Below are 15,170 nucleotides of genomic sequence, written 5' to 3'. Positions count from 1 at the left end.
CTATCGTTCATTCAAGATGACATTCACACCTGAGGATCTAGCCTTGTGAGAAACCTTCTTCGAGGAATGCTTGTCGTTATTTGCTGCATGGCAGGGATAGCGGCGGCAGATGAAAAGAACATTCTGGTCACCAGCGGCAGTGACCGGGCAACACCGATTGCGGTCGTTCCATTTGGCTGGCAGGGCGGTAGCGTCCTGCCGGACGACATGGCGGAAATCATCGGTAACGACCTGCGCAACTCGGGTTACTACTCGCCGATTCCAAAGCAGAACATGATCAGCCAGCCGACTCAGGCCAGCGAAGTCATCTACCGTGACTGGAAGGCCCTGGGCGCCCAGTACATCATGGTCGGCAGCATCGTTCCGGCGGGCGGTCGCCTGCAGGTGCAATACGCACTGTTCAACGTCGCGACCGAGCAGCAAGTGCTGACCGGTAGCGTGTCGGGTGGCGTCGATCAACTGCGCGACATGGCGCACTACATCTCCGACCAGTCGTTCGAAAAACTGACCGGCATCAAGGGCGCGTTCTCCACACGCCTGCTGTATGTAACGGCTGAACGTTTTTCGGTGAACAACACGCGCTACACCCTGCAGCGTTCGGACTACGACGGTGCTCGTGCCGTGACCCTGCTGCAATCGCGTGAGCCGATCCTGTCGCCGCGTTTCGCTCCCGATGGCAAGCGCATTGCCTATGTGTCGTTCGAGCAGAAGCGTCCGCGCATTTTCATGCAGAACATCGACACCGGTCGCCGCGAGCAGATCACCAACTTCGAAGGCCTCAACGGCGCGCCAGCCTGGTCGCCGGATGGTTCGCGCCTGGCGTTTGTGCTGTCCAAGGACGGCAACCCGGACATCTACGTGATGAACCTGGCTTCGCGTCAGATCAATCGTGTGACGGCTGGTCCTGGCATCAACACCGAACCGTTCTGGGGCAAGGATGGTTCGACCATCTACTTCACCTCCGACCGTGGCGGCAAGCCGCAGATCTACAAGACCAACACCAATGGTGGTGGTGCGGAGCGTGTGACCTTTATCGGCAACTACAACGCCAACCCGAAACTGTCGGCTGACGAAAAGACGCTTGTCATGATTCACCGTCAGGATGGCTTCACCAATTTCCGGGTGGCGGCTCAGGATTTGCAGCGCGGTAGTGTAAAGATCCTGACAGACACCAACCTAGATGAGTCAGCCACTGTTGCGCCCAACGGCACCATGGTAATCTACGCCACCGCCCAGCAGGGCCGGGGAGTCTTGATGCTCGTGTCCATCAATGGACGCGTAAGGCTCCCGCTTCCTACCGCTCAAGGCGAAGTCAGAGAACCTTCCTGGTCCCCTTACCTGAACTGACGCGGCGCTACACGTTTTACTTAACACATTGGGGTTCATTAGGAGTTTCACGATGGAAATGCTGAAGTTTGGTAAGTTTGCTGCGCTGGCCCTGGCCATGGCTGTAGCTGTAGGTTGCTCGTCCAAAGGCGGCGACAACGCCGGTGCAGGCGCTGTAGATCCAAACGCTGGTTACGGCGCTAACACTGGTGCAGTTGACGGCTCCCTGAGCGAAGAAGCTGCTCTGCGCGCAATCACCACCTTCTACTTCGAATACGACAGCTCGGACCTGAAGCCAGAAGCCATGCGCGCTCTGGACGTTCATGCCAAAGACCTGAAAGCAAACGGCGCTCGCGTTGTTCTGGAAGGCAACACCGACGAACGTGGTACTCGTGAGTACAACATGGCACTGGGCGAGCGTCGTGCGAAAGCCGTTCAACGCTACCTGGTACTGCAAGGTGTTTCCCCAGCTCAGGCGGAACTGGTTTCCTACGGTAAAGAGCGTCCAGTTGCTACTGGCCACGACGAGCAGTCCTGGGCTCAAAACCGTCGCGTCGAACTGCGTAAGTAATTCGTCATGCGAACGTGCCGTCGTGCTGTAACTATTCTGGCTCTCAGTCTCGCACCGCTTGCGGTGTGGGCTGCGGTTCCTGTGGTCGATGACAACTCCGGTTATAACAATAGCGGGAGCAGTTATCCGCCTGCGGGTTACGGTACGAACGGCGCCTATGCCGGGGGAGGGGTTACGGCCCCTGCCTCGGCGCAGGGCGTGCTGTTCAACCAACTGCAACAAATGCAGGAACAAATCGCGCGGCAACAGGGTGCGATCGAAGTTCTGCAAAATGATGTAGCGCGCATGAAGCAGGAAAACCTGGAGCGATACCAGGATCTTGATCGGCGTATTGGAACCGGCGGTGCACCCGCTGCGGCTCCTCAAAATTCTCCAGCCGGTGGCGATATGAATAATGCCGCCGGTGCAGCAGCAGCTGCAGGTGCGAGTGCTGCTACTCAAGCCCCTGCGGCCAGCAGCGAACCGGGTGATCCGGCGAAGGAAAAGCTCTATTACGATGCGGCCTTCGACCTGATCAAAGCCAAGGATTTCGACAAGGCCAGTCAGGCGTTTGCGGCATTCCTGCGCAAATACCCGAACAGTCAGTACGCGGGCAATGCCCAATACTGGTTGGGCGAAGTGAACCTGGCCAAGGGCGACTTGCAAGGCGCGGGTCAGGCTTTTGCCAAGGTTTCGCAGCTGTACCCCAAGCACGCCAAAGTGCCTGACTCGCTGTACAAGCTCGCTGATGTAGAGCGCCGCCTGGGTCATACCGACAAGGTCAAAGGCATTCTGCAGCAGGTGGTTTCCCAGTATCCGGGGACTTCCGCCGCTCAGCTGGCCCAACGCGATCTGCAGCGCATGTAAGGCTGTTTGACCCGTTTACAAGAAACCCGCGCTTGCCGCGGGTTTTTTCGTTAGAATTCACCCCCTTTTTTATGAAACACCGCTTTTGGGGATCTGCGCGTTGGCGGGGTTCCCTTAAGTGCCTGACGGAGGCGGACAGCCTGTTTAGCTGTTACGCCCGTGGCGACTATGCAAGACACATTGAGAATTACCGAAGTTTTTTACTCGTTGCAGGGTGAAACGCGGACTGCCGGGCTGCCCACTGTATTTGTGCGCCTGACCGGTTGCCCATTGCGTTGCCAATACTGCGACAGCGCCTATGCCTTCACTGGCGGCACCATTCGCCCACTCGACGATATCCTCGAGCAAGTGGCCGGCTTTCGGCCGCGCTACGTCTGTGTCACCGGCGGTGAGCCATTGGCACAACCTAACGCCATCCCTTTGCTCAAGCAGCTGTGTGACGCCGGTTACCAGGTGTCGCTGGAAACCAGTGGCGCCCTGGATATCTCTGCAGTCGATCCACGGGTCAGCCGAGTGCTCGACCTGAAAACACCCGGGTCGAAAGAAGCGCACCGCAACCTCTATGAGAACATCGCACTGCTGACGGCCAATGATCAGGTCAAGTTCGTGATCTGCTCTCGCGAAGACTACGACTGGGCGGTGTCCAAGCTGATTCAGTACGGTCTCGACCAGCGTGCTGGCGAAGTCCTGTTCTCGCCGAGTCACCATGACTTGAGCGCGCGCGAGCTGGCTGACTGGATTGTTGCGGACAACCTGCCGGTGCGCCTGCAATTGCAGTTGCACAAATATCTTTGGAATGACGAGCCGGGGCGCTGAAATGACTGAACAACTGAACAAAGCAGAAAAACGCGCGGTCATCCTGCTGTCTGGCGGCCTGGACTCGGCAACGGTCGTGGCGATGGCTCGTGCTGAGGGCTACAGCTGCTACACCATGAGTTTCGACTACGGTCAGCGCCACCGCGCCGAGTTGCAGGCTGCCGAACGTGTAGCGCGCGATCTGGGTGTCGTCGAACATAAAGTGATTGGCCTGAACCTGAACGGCATTGGTGGCTCGGCATTGACCGACAACTCCATTGATGTGCCTGAAGCGCCGAGCGAAGGGATCCCGATCACTTACGTGCCGGCCCGCAATACCGTGTTCCTGTCTCTGGCATTGGGCTGGGCTGAAGTGCTCGGCGCGCGCGACATTTTTATCGGCGTGAATGCGGTGGACTATTCCGGTTACCCGGATTGCCGTCCCGAGTTCATCGAAGCCTTCGAGCGCATGGCTAATCTGGCGACCAAGGCCGGGGTAGAGGGGAACGGTTTCCGTATTCAGGCACCGCTGCAAAACCTCAGCAAGGCGAAAATTGTCCAGGCGGGCGTGAAGCTTGGCGTCGACTATGCGCTGACGGTTTCCTGCTATCAGGCGGACGATAATGGCCGTGCCTGCGGCAAATGCGACAGCTGCCGTCTGCGTGCAGAAGGCTTCCTGGCGGCCGGAATCAGCGACCCAACCGTTTATTTTTGATTTATTTCAAATTAGGTGTTGAATAGTCCTTAAAAATCAGTATTATACGCGCCACCACACAGCGGGTCGTTAGCTCAGTTGGTAGAGCAGTTGGCTTTTAACCAATTGGTCGTAGGTTCGAATCCCACACGACCCACCATTTTAAAAAATCTGGAAGGCCCACGTAAGTGAGGATTTCCGGGTTTTTTTTTGCCCGCGATTTGAGTCCGGCTCAATCCGGGCGCAGCACCGCGTGACACAGGTCAGAATGGTCTTTTGCATCTCGGGGATATTCTGTAGCCTTGCGCAGCTTCAACGCTGTCCATGCCTGATGAATACTCACTCTCCCGGCGGTACCTTCTGTGGTCCGGAGCCGGGTGTATACTCGACTTTCGCGCGAAAGCGCCCGTAGGTCTTGCGATCATGACGCAAATTTCAGAACGCCTTCTGGTACAAGCCCACCTCGACGCCAAACAGCCCAAACCGCTGAGCGCCGAAGAGCAAGCTCATTACCGCGCCGCCATCGCCGCCGAGCTCAAGGCTCAGGACGCGGTGCTGGTTGCCCACTTCTATTGTGATCCGATCATTCAGGCACTGGCCGAAGAAACCGGTGGCTGCGTTTCCGATTCCCTGGAAATGGCCCGCTTCGGCAACGCTCACCCGGCCAAGACCGTGGTGGTTGCCGGTGTGAAGTTCATGGGCGAGACCGCAAAAATCCTCAACCCTGAAAAACGCGTACTGATGCCGACCCTGGAGGCGACCTGCTCGCTGGACCTGGGTTGCCCGGTCGACGAGTTCTCGGCGTTTTGCGATCAGCACCCGGAGCGCACGGTGGTGGTGTATGCCAACACCTCGGCAGCGGTGAAGGCGCGGGCGGACTGGGTCGTGACCTCCAGCTGCGCGCTGGAGATTGTCGAGAGCCTGATGGATAACGGCGAGACGATCATCTGGGGCCCGGACAAACACCTGGGCACCTACATTCAGCGCAAGACCGGCGCCGACATGCTGCTCTGGGACGGTGCCTGCATCGTTCACGAAGAGTTCAAGGCCAAGCAGCTGGAAGACATGAAAGCCCTGTATCCGGACGCCGCCATTCTGGTGCACCCGGAGTCGCCGACAGCGGTGATCGAATTGGCCGACGCGGTAGGCTCCACCAGCCAGCTGATCGCCGCTGCGCAAAGCCTGCCGAACAAGACACTGATCGTTGCGACCGACCGCGGCATTTTCTACAAGATGCAGCAGCTGTGCCCGGACAAGGTCTTTATCGAGGCGCCTACTGCCGGTAACGGCGCGGCATGCCGCAGTTGCGCGCATTGCCCGTGGATGGCGATGAACACCCTTGAGCGCACGCTACAGTGCCTGCGTGAGGGCTCAGGCGAGATCTTCGTCGAGCCGTCGCTAATCCCTCAGGCAATTCGCCCGCTCAAGCGCATGCTCGACTTCACCGCGGCAGCGCGGATGAAGCTGGCGGGTAACGCCTGATCATTTGTGGCGAGGGAGCTTGCTCCCGCTCGGCGGCGCAGCCGTCGTAAAGTCCTGCATGTACTTTTAACTGGCAAACCGGGTTAGCAGTTTCAGGGGCGCTTCGCGCCCCAGCGKGAGCAAGCTCCCTCGCCACAGGGTTCGGCGTTTAGGCGGGTTATTTTTGCTTCTTCGGGATCCGCACCAACTGGCTGTTGGAGTACATGTCGTGCCAGCTGCGCTTCTGTTTGTCGAAGAGCATCCAGAAGAACCCCAGGCCTGCGCACAGCAAGGATGCGATCGACACCACAAAGCGCAACAGCGCCTGCCACAGGCTGATCGCCGAACCGTCGACGTTCTGCACGCGGATGCACCAGACCTGCATGCCGAGGGTCTGACCCGACCAGGTCCAGAATTTGGCGAAGAAACCAAACAGCACGAACAACAGGATGGTCGAAAACAGCGGATCGCCATCCAGCGCGCCGGCCTCGGTCAGGGCGCGCATCTTCTCTTCGCCGATGATTGCCATCTGCACCATCTTGTAGATCCCGCCTGTGACGATCAGCAGGGCGGTGCACAGCAGGAAGTCGTAGAACATCGCTGCCAGGCGACGGCCCAGGCCGGCGATGGGGAATTCACCCTGAGGGCTTAGCAGGTGTTTCGACATGGAGTGGCTCTCGGCTGAAAAAAGAAGCCATTTTACGGAATTACGCGCACAAAAAAGCCCCTGATGTCAGCATCAGGGGCTTTTTCGTTACAGAAGATCAGCCTTCTGCTTGTACTTCGTCAGCTTGCATGCCTTTCTGGCCCTGCACAGCGATGAAGGTAACTTTTTGGCCTTCTTTCAGGCTCTTGAAACCGCTGCCCTGAATGGCACGGAAATGCACGAACAGATCCGGACCGCTTTCTGGAGTGATAAAACCAAAACCTTTCTCGTCGTTAAACCACTTGACGGTGCCGCTCTGACGTTGGGACATTTCTTATTTCCTTTGACGCAAAAATTGATGACAGCCTCTTTCTCATGAAAGAGTACTGGAGCTGGTTGCAGGAGAGTAAGAGGCGTCGAACGGGATGTAGCTAACTTGTAGGCTACTGCCCAGGTCACGATTCCAAGCGACCCATGCAAACACAGTGAACAAACTCTACGCCAACTACGGGAGAAAAAACAAGCCCCGTGGAAGCCGCGTATTGCTTGGCTTGATGGCTGTTTCACAGGATGGATAGTGCTGCTTATTCGATAGTGTTGTTCAATTGTTTTCGATTGATATAAGTCAAGTTCACAATCGAAGTGCCTGATCCAGGTATGCACTGTTTTATGGCGGTTGCGTTACAGATTAGTGCACTGTTACGCAACCGCGTTACTTATAGGAACAGTCAATCAACCACGATAGTAGCGTTGTGGAACAAATGGCATTTTGCTTACAAGCAAAGGCACCTTTTTCCCACGTACAATCGCCCAAACCTGGGTATCGAGTGCGATGTAAGCACTGTCGAGGTAACCCATGGCCAAAGGACCACCCAAGGTCGGCCCGAAGCCGCCGCTGCAGACGCTGCCGATGATTTCGCCTGCTTCGTTGACGATTTCCGCACCTTCGCGCACCGGCGTGCGTTCCTGAGGCAGCAGGCCGACGCGTTTACGGCTGACACCGTTTTGTTGTTGGGCAAATACGGTCTCGGCGCCCGGGAAACCACCGGCACGCGCACCGTCGGCACGCCGTGGCTTGGAGATGGCCCACAGCAGGCTGGCTTCGATCGGTGTGGTTTCGGTGTTCATGTCGTGGCCATAGAGGCACAGGCCGGCTTCCAGGCGCAACGAGTCACGGGCGCCGAGGCCGATAGGCGCGACTTCCGGCTCGGCCAGCAAGGCCCGAGCGAGGGCTTCGGCATCGGCGGCCGGTACGGAGATTTCGAAACCGTCTTCACCGGTGTAGCCCGAACGGCTGACAAAGCAGTCGACGCCGAGCAAGGTCACGCGGGTGAACTGCATGAAGGTCATCTTCGCCACTTCAGGGGCCAGGCGCGCGAGCACGGTCACTGCGGCCGGACCTTGCAGGGCGAGCAGGGCGCGTTCTTCGAACAACGGCTCGATCTTGCATTGATCGCCGATGTGCTGGCGCAGGTGCGCCAGGTCCTGGTCCTTGCAGGCGGCGTTGACCACCAGGAACAACTCGTCGTTACCGAGGTTGGCGACCATCAGGTCGTCGAGGATGCCACCGTTCTGGTTGGTGAACATCGCATAGCGCTGCATGCCCACCGGCAGGTCGATGATGTCCACCGGCACCAGGGTTTCCAGGGCCTTGGCGGCATTGGCGCCGGTCAGGCGGATCTGGCCCATGTGCGAGACATCGAACAACCCGGCCTGATCACGGGTGTGCTGGTGTTCTTTCATCACGCCCAGTGGGTACTGGACCGGCATGTCGTAGCCGGCGAATGGCACCATGCGCGCACCGAGTTCGATGTGCAGCGCGTGCAGCGGGGTTTTCAACAGTTGTTCGGTGGACATATGCAGCTCCTGTAAATTGCACTGATGCAGATGCGTTCGCATCAGCACTCGATAATGTTGACCGCCAAACCGCCACGGGCGGTTTCCTTGTATTTGCTTTTCATGTCGGCACCGGTCTGGCGCATGGTGCGGATGACCTTGTCGAGGGAGACGAAGTGCTGACCGTCACCGCGCAAGGCCATGCGCACCGCATTGATGGCTTTGACCGAGCCCATGGCGTTGCGCTCGATGCACGGCACTTGCACCAGCCCGCCAATCGGGTCGCAGGTCAGGCCGAGGTTGTGTTCCATGCCGATTTCGGCGGCGTTTTCCACTTGCTGCACCGTGCCGCCAAGCACTTCGCAGAGCGCGCCGGCAGCCATTGAGCAGGCCACGCCGACTTCGCCCTGGCAGCCGACTTCAGCGCCGGAGATCGAAGCGTTTTCCTTGTACAGAATGCCGATGGCAGCGGCGGTGAGCAGGAATCGCACCACRCCGTCTTCGTTGGCACCGGGGATGAAGCGCATGTAGTAATGCAACACCGCGGGGATGATCCCGGCTGCACCATTGGTGGGCGCCGTGACCACACGCCCGCCGTTGGCGTTTTCTTCGTTGACCGCCAGCGCATACAGGTTGACCCAGTCGAGCACCGACAGCGGATCGCGCAACGACGATTCCGGGTTCTTGCACAGTTGTCGATGCAGCGCCGCGGCACGACGCTTGACCTTCAAGCCACCGGGCAGAATCCCTTCGTTACGGCAACCCGCGGCCACGCAGTCCTGCATCACTTGCCAGATTTTCAGCAGGCCGGCACGGGTTTCCGCTTCCGGGCGCCAGGCGCTTTCGTTGGTCAGCATCACCTGGCTGATGGACAACCCGTAAGTGGCGCAATGGCCGAGCAGGTCCTTGGCGCTTTTGAACGGGAAGGTCAGCGGCGTCGCGTCCTCGACGATACGGTCGGCGCCGGCAGCGTCTTCGTCGACCACAAAACCGCCACCGACCGAGTAATACTCGCGACTGCGGATCTGGATGCCGGCCGCATCGAAGGCGCGAAAGATCATGCCGTTGGGGTGATAGGCCAATGGCTTGCGAATCATCGCCAGGTGCAGTTTTTCATTGAATTCGATGACGTGCTCACCGAGCAGGTTCAAGCGACCGCTGCTGCGAATCTCGAGCAGGCGGGCGGCGATGTTCTCGGTGTTCACGGTGTCCGGGTGTTCGCCTTCCAGACCCAGCAACACGGCTTTGTCGCTGCCGTGGCCTTTGCCAGTGGCGCCGAGCGAGCCGTAGAGCTCGACTTTGACGCAGGTGGTGGCTGCCAGCAGGTTTTCACGACGCAGGCCTTCGACGAAGCGCGCTGCTCGCGATAGCGGACTGACATTCAACAAAGATGTCGACTGATAGACCGCTATCGCGAGCAGGCTCGCTCCCACAGGGGGTGTGGTGTGCTTTGAGGGGAGTGGACGAATCCACTCCCACTCAGGTTTAAGCGTAGCTTTCGATCGACGGGCAGGCGCAGATCAGGTTGCGGTCGCCGAACACGTTGTCGACCCGACCGACCGGTGGCCAGTATTTGCCTTCGATCAACGAAGCCACTGGATACACCGCTTGCTCACGGCTGTACGGGTGGGTCCACTCGCCAACGATTTCCGCGGCCGTGTGCGGAGCGTTTTTCAGTGGGTTGTCGTCCTTGTCCAGAGTGCCGTTTTCCACTGCGCGGATTTCTTCGCGGATGCGGATCATCGCGTCGCAGAAGCGGTCCAGCTCTTCCTTGGATTCGCTTTCGGTCGGCTCGATCATCAACGTGCCGGCCACCGGGAACGACATGGTCGGTGCGTGGAAGCCGAAATCGATCAGGCGCTTGGCGACGTCATCGACGCTGATGCCGCTGCTGTCTTTCAGTGGGCGCAGGTCGAGGATGCACTCGTGGGCGACCAGACCGTTGCTGCCGGTGTAGAGCACTGGGTAGTGTTCTTCGAGGCGACGGGAAATGTAGTTGGCGTTGAGGATCGCCAATTGCGAAGCCCGCTTGAGGCCAGCGCCGCCCATCATGCGGATGTACATCCAGGTGATCGGCAGAATGCTCGCGCTACCAAACGGTGCCGCGCAGACCGCGCCTTCCTTGCGTTCCATGGCCGCGTGCCCCGGCAAGAACGGCGTCAGGTGCGATTTCACGCCAATCGGGCCAACACCCGGGCCGCCACCGCCGTGCGGGATGCAGAAGGTTTTGTGCAGATTCAGGTGCGAGACGTCGCCGCCGAACTTGCCCGGTGCGCAGAGACCGACCATGGCGTTCATGTTGGCGCCGTCGATGTACACCTGGCCGCCGTTGTCATGAATGATCCCGCAGATTTCGCGGATGCCTTCTTCGAACACGCCGTGGGTCGACGGGTAAGTGATCATCAGCGCGGCGAGGTGCTCGCGGTGCTCGATGGCTTTGGCGCGCAGGTCTTCGATGTCGACGTTGCCGCGAGCATCGCACGCGGTGACGACTACGCGCATGCCGGCCATGTTGGCGGTGGCCGGGTTGGTGCCGTGGGCCGACGACGGGATCAGGCAGATGTCGCGGCGCTCTTCGCCACGGCTCTGGTGGTAGGCGCGAATGGCCAGGAGACCGGCGTATTCACCTTGGGAACCGGCGTTCGGTTGCAGCGAAATCGCGTCGTAACCGGTGGCGGCGCAGAGCATCGCTTCCAGTTCATCGGTCAACTGCTGGTAGCCGGCGCTTTGCTCGGCCGGAGCGAACGGGTGCAGGGCGCCGAACTCGGCCCAGGTCACCGGGATCATTTCGCTGGCGGCGTTGAGTTTCATGGTGCACGAACCCAGCGGGATCATGGTGCGATCCAGCGCCAGGTCTTTGTCGGCGAGCTTGCGCAGGTAGCGCATCAGCTCGGTTTCCGAGTGATAACGGTTGAATACCGGGTGGCTGAGGATTGGCGATTGACGCACCAGTTCAGCCGGGATGCGGCTTTGCACCGAGGCGGCCAGCGCGGCGAATTCCGGCAGGGCTTTGCCGTCAGCCAGCACGCTCCACAGGGTTTCGATGTCGGCCTGGGTGGTGGTTTCGTCGAGGGACAGACCCAGACGCTCGCCATCGATGACACGCAGGTTGATGCGCTGGGCGCGGGCCTTGTCGTGCAGGGCAGCGGTGTTGGCGCCAGTGGCGAGGGTCAGGGTGTCGAAGAAGTTTGCTTGCTCGACGTTCAGACCCAGTGCACTCAAGCCTTTGGCGAGGATCGCGGTCAGGTGGTGAATGCGGTTGGCGATCTGCGTCAGGCCTTTCGGGCCGTGATACACGGCGTACATGCTGGCGATGTTGGCCAGCAGCACTTGGGCGGTGCAGATGTTGCTGGTGGCTTTCTCGCGACGGATATGTTGCTCGCGGGTCTGCATGGCCAGGCGCAGGGCCGGCTTGCCGAAACGGTCCACCGAGACACCGACCAGACGGCCCGGCATGTCGCGCTTGAACGCATCCTTGGTGGAGAAGTAGGCCGCATGTGGGCCACCGAAGCCCAGCGGCACACCGAAGCGTTGGGCGCTGCCGATGGCCACGTCGGCACCGAACTCGCCCGGCGGGGTCAGCACGGTCAGGGCCAGCAGGTCAGCGGCGACTGCGACCAGCGCATTGGCAGCGTGGAAGCGCTCGGCCAGTTCGCGGTAGTCGAACAGGTCGCCGTTGCTCGCCGGGTATTGCAGCAGAGCGCCGAAGAACGCGCTGACATCGGTCAATTCGCGTTCGTCGCCAACCACCACGTCAATGCCCAACGGCTCGGCACGGGTGCGCAGCACGTCGAGGGTTTGCGGGTGGCAATGGGCTGAGGCGAAGAAGGCGTGGCTGCCTTTGTTCTTGCTCAGGCGTTTGCAGAAGGTCATGGCTTCGGCAGCGGCGGTAGCTTCGTCGAGCAGGGACGCGTTGGCGATCGGCAGGCCGGTCAGGTCGCTGATCAGGGTCTGGAAGTTCAACAGCGCTTCCAGGCGGCCCTGGGAAATTTCTGGCTGGTAGGGGGTGTAGGCGGTGTACCAGGCCGGGTTTTCCAGCAGGTTGCGCAGGATCGGCGACGGTGTGTGGCAGTTGTAGTAGCCCTGGCCGATGTAGGTCTTGAACARTTGGTTCTTGGCGGCGATGGCTTTGATTGAGGCCAGGGCCTCGGCTTCGCTCAAGCCGTCTTCCAGTCCGAGGACGCTGGTGCCTTTGATGCTGTCGGGGATGACGCTGGCGCTCAGGGCTTCCAGCGAGTCAAAGCCGAGGCTGTTGAGCATGGCTTGCTCATCGCCTGCGCGCGGGCCGATGTGGCGCGCGATGAATTCGTTGGCGGTGCTGAGATTTACTTGAGTCATGTTGGCGCTCCTCAGGCTTCGGCGTTGGCTTTGATCAGACGGTCGTAGGCGTCCTGATCCAGCAGTTTGGCGACAGCCGAGGCGTCGACAGGCTTGAAGCGGAAGAACCAGCCTTCGCCCAGCGGATCTTCGTTGACCAGTTCAGGGCTGCTGTCCAGCGCCGGGTTCACTTCCARCACTTCACCGTCCAGTGGCATGTACACGCCGCTGGCGGCTTTTACCGACTCCACGGTGGCTGCTTCAGCGCCTTTGTCGTAGGACTGCAGCTCAGGCAGCTGTACGAAAACCACGTCGCCCAAGGCGTTCTGTGCGAAGGCGGTGATGCCGACCGTAACGCTGCCGTCAGCTTCGGTGCGCAGCCATTCGTGATCTTCAGTAAAACGCAACTCGCTCATGGAAACTCCTAGGGGCCAGATTCGTCTGGTGGACGCGATTGAATGCTCGTGCAGGGCAGAGCTGAATAGCCAGATACATAGCAAGAACGCGGCCAACGTTTTTTATTCGTTATAAATCAATAGGTTGATGATTATTGCGGGCGAGGTGAAAAACACGACTGTAGCGAAATCGCTACAGATTGAGGCCTGTAAAAAAGCCTATGGGGATCAAAGCCTTGCGTAGCGCAGTTTAAGCGAGTGTGTAGCGAAATCGTTCCGCTGTAGCGCATTCAGTACAGATGGAGGTCGTTTTTAGGCGAGTTTGATGGTGGGGCAACTGACCTCATCGCGAGCAGGCTCGCTCCCACAGTGATCTGTGTCGTACACAAAATCTGGGATCACAGGACATCTCCTGTGGGAGCGAGCCTGCTCGCGATGAGGTCTTCAAGGCTTGCCCGGAATCCCGTACTTGCGCAATCGATGGGCGATGGCGGTGTGGGAGGTTTGCAAACGGCTGGCCAGTTGGCGGGTCGAGGGGTAGTTGACGTAGAGTTTTTCCAGCAGGGTTTTCTCGAACGCTTCCACGGCCTGCTCAAGGCTGTCGACATCCACGTCGCTTTCGCGTGCTACCGAGGTGCCGGCGATGTCCAGGTCGCCGATGTCCACCAGGCTGCTTTCGCAAATGGCCGCGGCGCGGAAGATCACGTTCTGCAATTGCCGCACATTGCCCGGCCAGCGGTTGCCGAGCAGGGCCGGGTAAGTGCCGGGCGCCAGGCGACAGACCGGGCGCTGGATCTGTGCGCAGGCCTGCTGCATGAAGTAGCGCGCCAGCAACAGGATGTCCTGACCGCGTTCACGCAGCGGCGGGACTTCGACGTTGAGCACGTTGAGGCGGTAGAACAGGTCTTCACGGAACGTGCCTTCGCTGACCATTTGTTCCAGGTTGCGGTGGGTAGCGCTGAGGATTCGCACGTTGACCTTGACCTCGCGATCGCCGCCGACCCGACGGAAGCTGCCATCGTTGAGGAAGCGCAACAATTTGGCCTGCAAGTACGGCGACATTTCGCCAATCTCGTCGAGGAACACTGTGCCCTGGTTGGCCAGTTCCATCAGGCCCGGCTTGCCGCCACGCTGGGCGCCGGTGAAGGCGCCGGGGGCGTAGCCGAACAGCTCGCTTTCGGCGAGGTTCTCCGGCAATGCCGCGCAGTTCAACGCCAGGAACGGCGCGCTGTGTCGGGCGCTGATCGCATGGCAGGCGCGGGCCACCAGCTCTTTGCCGGTGCCGGTTTCACCCTGGATCAGCAACGGAGCATCGAGCGCCGCCACCCGTTGCGCGCGGGCCTTGAGGGTGCGGATCGCCGGCGACTCACCGAGCAATGCATCGAAACCTTCGGCGTGATCATGGTGCAACGCCGAGAGTTGTTCACCGATGCGGTTGGGTTGATACAAGGTCAGCAAGGCGCCGGCATCGGTGATGGGTGTAGCGTCCAGCAGCAAGGTCTGGCCGTTGACGGTGATCTCGCGCAAAGGCAGGCGAAAGCCGTTTTCCAGCAACGTATCCAGCAACGCCGGATCGCTGAACAGCTCGGCGACGCTTTCCCCGGCGGGTTCGCGACCATACAAGGCGATCAGCGCCGGGTTGGCCAGCAACACGTTACCGGCGCTATCGAGGGCCAGCACCGGGTCGGTCATCGCCGCCAGCAGAGCATCGAGTTGCAGGTGCCGACGCTGTCCGGGAAGAATGTCGACCACCGTCACCGATTGCACACCGCGCACGCTGAACAGCGCATCGCTCAGCTCTTCGAGCACTTGCGGGCTAAGGGTCGGCGCGTCGATGTAAACGTTCGGCGGCACCATTTCCACTGCATCCAGGTTGAGATTACGCCCACCGAGCAAGGCCAGGACTTCCTGGGTAATACCAACGCGGTCGATGAAGCTGACGTGGATACGCATGGGACGGTTCAGTGTTCTGGAGTGCGGAGGATGGCAAGTATGCCTTGGAGGAGGGGGTTAGGTGAAATCAACGGAGGGCCTTCAGAGTAATACTGCCCTCTGTGGGAGCGAGCCGGCTCCGGGCGGCGTTCCGACGATGACGGACTGACATGCGCTATGGATGTCGACTGAAAGACCGCTATCGTCGGATTCTGTTGAAAAAGTCGGCTTCGAATTCCACGGCAGAAAAATACGCGCCTGAGATTGAAATCTGAATTTTTCGCAGTAGGTTCAGGACTCGGATTTCTCGTAACGACGTGCAAACCAGGTGTTTTCACCCATCAGTATTCG

13 protein-coding genes and 1 tRNA gene are annotated in these 15,170 nt (G+C 59.7%); 7 read left to right on the top strand and 7 right to left on the bottom strand.

Going from position 1 to position 15,170, the window contains the following annotated elements; all coding sequences use genetic code 11:
- Positions 1–66: 66 nt before the first annotated feature.
- From tolB to nadA, 7 genes are all read left to right on the top strand, one after another.
- Complete coding sequence (gene tolB / locus AC1DH9_RS13050; RefSeq protein WP_427531758.1) at positions 67–1,347, top strand: Tol-Pal system beta propeller repeat protein TolB; 1,281 nt, start codon at positions 67–69, stop codon at positions 1,345–1,347.
- Between the two features lie 52 nt (positions 1,348–1,399).
- Positions 1,400–1,897, top strand: a complete 498-nt coding sequence (gene pal, locus AC1DH9_RS13045) for a peptidoglycan-associated lipoprotein Pal (protein ID WP_019693252.1) — start codon at positions 1,400–1,402, stop codon at positions 1,895–1,897.
- A 6-nt stretch (positions 1,898–1,903) separates the two neighbouring features.
- On the top strand, positions 1,904–2,743 hold the full coding sequence (ybgF, locus tag AC1DH9_RS13040; RefSeq protein WP_427536108.1) for a tol-pal system protein YbgF: 840 nt from the start codon (positions 1,904–1,906) through the stop codon (positions 2,741–2,743).
- 168 nt (positions 2,744–2,911) lie between these two features.
- On the top strand, positions 2,912–3,559 hold the full coding sequence (gene queE, locus AC1DH9_RS13035; RefSeq protein ID WP_427532152.1) for a 7-carboxy-7-deazaguanine synthase QueE: 648 nt from the start codon (positions 2,912–2,914) through the stop codon (positions 3,557–3,559).
- Position 3,560: 1 nt separating this feature from the next.
- Positions 3,561–4,253, top strand: coding sequence for a 7-cyano-7-deazaguanine synthase QueC (queC, locus tag AC1DH9_RS13030; protein ID WP_427536106.1), 693 nt, complete (start codon positions 3,561–3,563; stop codon positions 4,251–4,253).
- A 63-nt stretch (positions 4,254–4,316) separates the two neighbouring features.
- A tRNA-Lys gene (locus tag AC1DH9_RS13025) sits at positions 4,317–4,392 on the top strand.
- A 263-nt stretch (positions 4,393–4,655) separates the two neighbouring features.
- The gene (gene nadA, locus AC1DH9_RS13020; protein WP_427536104.1) at positions 4,656–5,714 is read left to right on the top strand and encodes a quinolinate synthase NadA; all 1,059 of its coding nucleotides are present in this window, start codon (positions 4,656–4,658) and stop codon (positions 5,712–5,714) included.
- A gap of 157 nt (positions 5,715–5,871) precedes the next feature.
- Here nadA and AC1DH9_RS13015 read toward each other — a convergent pair whose 3' ends face one another.
- The 7 genes from AC1DH9_RS13015 to AC1DH9_RS12985 all read right to left on the bottom strand — a co-directional run bounded on the left by AC1DH9_RS13015 (position 5,872) and on the right by AC1DH9_RS12985 (position 14,840).
- Positions 5,872–6,360, bottom strand: a complete 489-nt coding sequence (locus AC1DH9_RS13015) for an RDD family protein (protein WP_427536102.1) — start codon at positions 6,358–6,360, stop codon at positions 5,872–5,874.
- Between the two features lie 97 nt (positions 6,361–6,457).
- Complete coding sequence (locus AC1DH9_RS13010) at positions 6,458–6,670, bottom strand: cold-shock protein (RefSeq protein ID WP_019693243.1); 213 nt, start codon at positions 6,668–6,670, stop codon at positions 6,458–6,460.
- A 401-nt stretch (positions 6,671–7,071) separates the two neighbouring features.
- Positions 7,072–8,196: a glycine cleavage system aminomethyltransferase GcvT gene (gcvT, locus tag AC1DH9_RS13005; RefSeq protein WP_427536100.1), complete on the bottom strand. Its 1,125-nt coding sequence runs from the start codon at positions 8,194–8,196 to the stop codon at positions 7,072–7,074.
- 41 nt (positions 8,197–8,237) lie between these two features.
- Positions 8,238–9,560, bottom strand: a complete 1,323-nt coding sequence (locus AC1DH9_RS13000) for an L-serine ammonia-lyase (RefSeq protein ID WP_477808263.1) — start codon at positions 9,558–9,560, stop codon at positions 8,238–8,240.
- 100 nt (positions 9,561–9,660) lie between these two features.
- Positions 9,661–12,513, bottom strand: coding sequence for an aminomethyl-transferring glycine dehydrogenase (gcvP, locus tag AC1DH9_RS12995; RefSeq protein ID WP_427536098.1), 2,853 nt, complete (start codon positions 12,511–12,513; stop codon positions 9,661–9,663).
- An 11-nt stretch (positions 12,514–12,524) separates the two neighbouring features.
- On the bottom strand, positions 12,525–12,908 hold the full coding sequence (gene gcvH / locus AC1DH9_RS12990; protein ID WP_427536096.1) for a glycine cleavage system protein GcvH: 384 nt from the start codon (positions 12,906–12,908) through the stop codon (positions 12,525–12,527).
- A 423-nt stretch (positions 12,909–13,331) separates the two neighbouring features.
- Entirely contained in the window at positions 13,332–14,840 is a 1,509-nt protein-coding gene (locus AC1DH9_RS12985; RefSeq protein WP_427536094.1) for a sigma-54-dependent transcriptional regulator, read from the bottom strand.
- Positions 14,841–15,170 lie beyond the last annotated feature (330 nt).

The sequence above is a fragment of the Pseudomonas sp. 05T35 genome, assembly GCF_056396605.1.
This window is presented reverse-complemented; position numbering and strand designations above follow the sequence as displayed.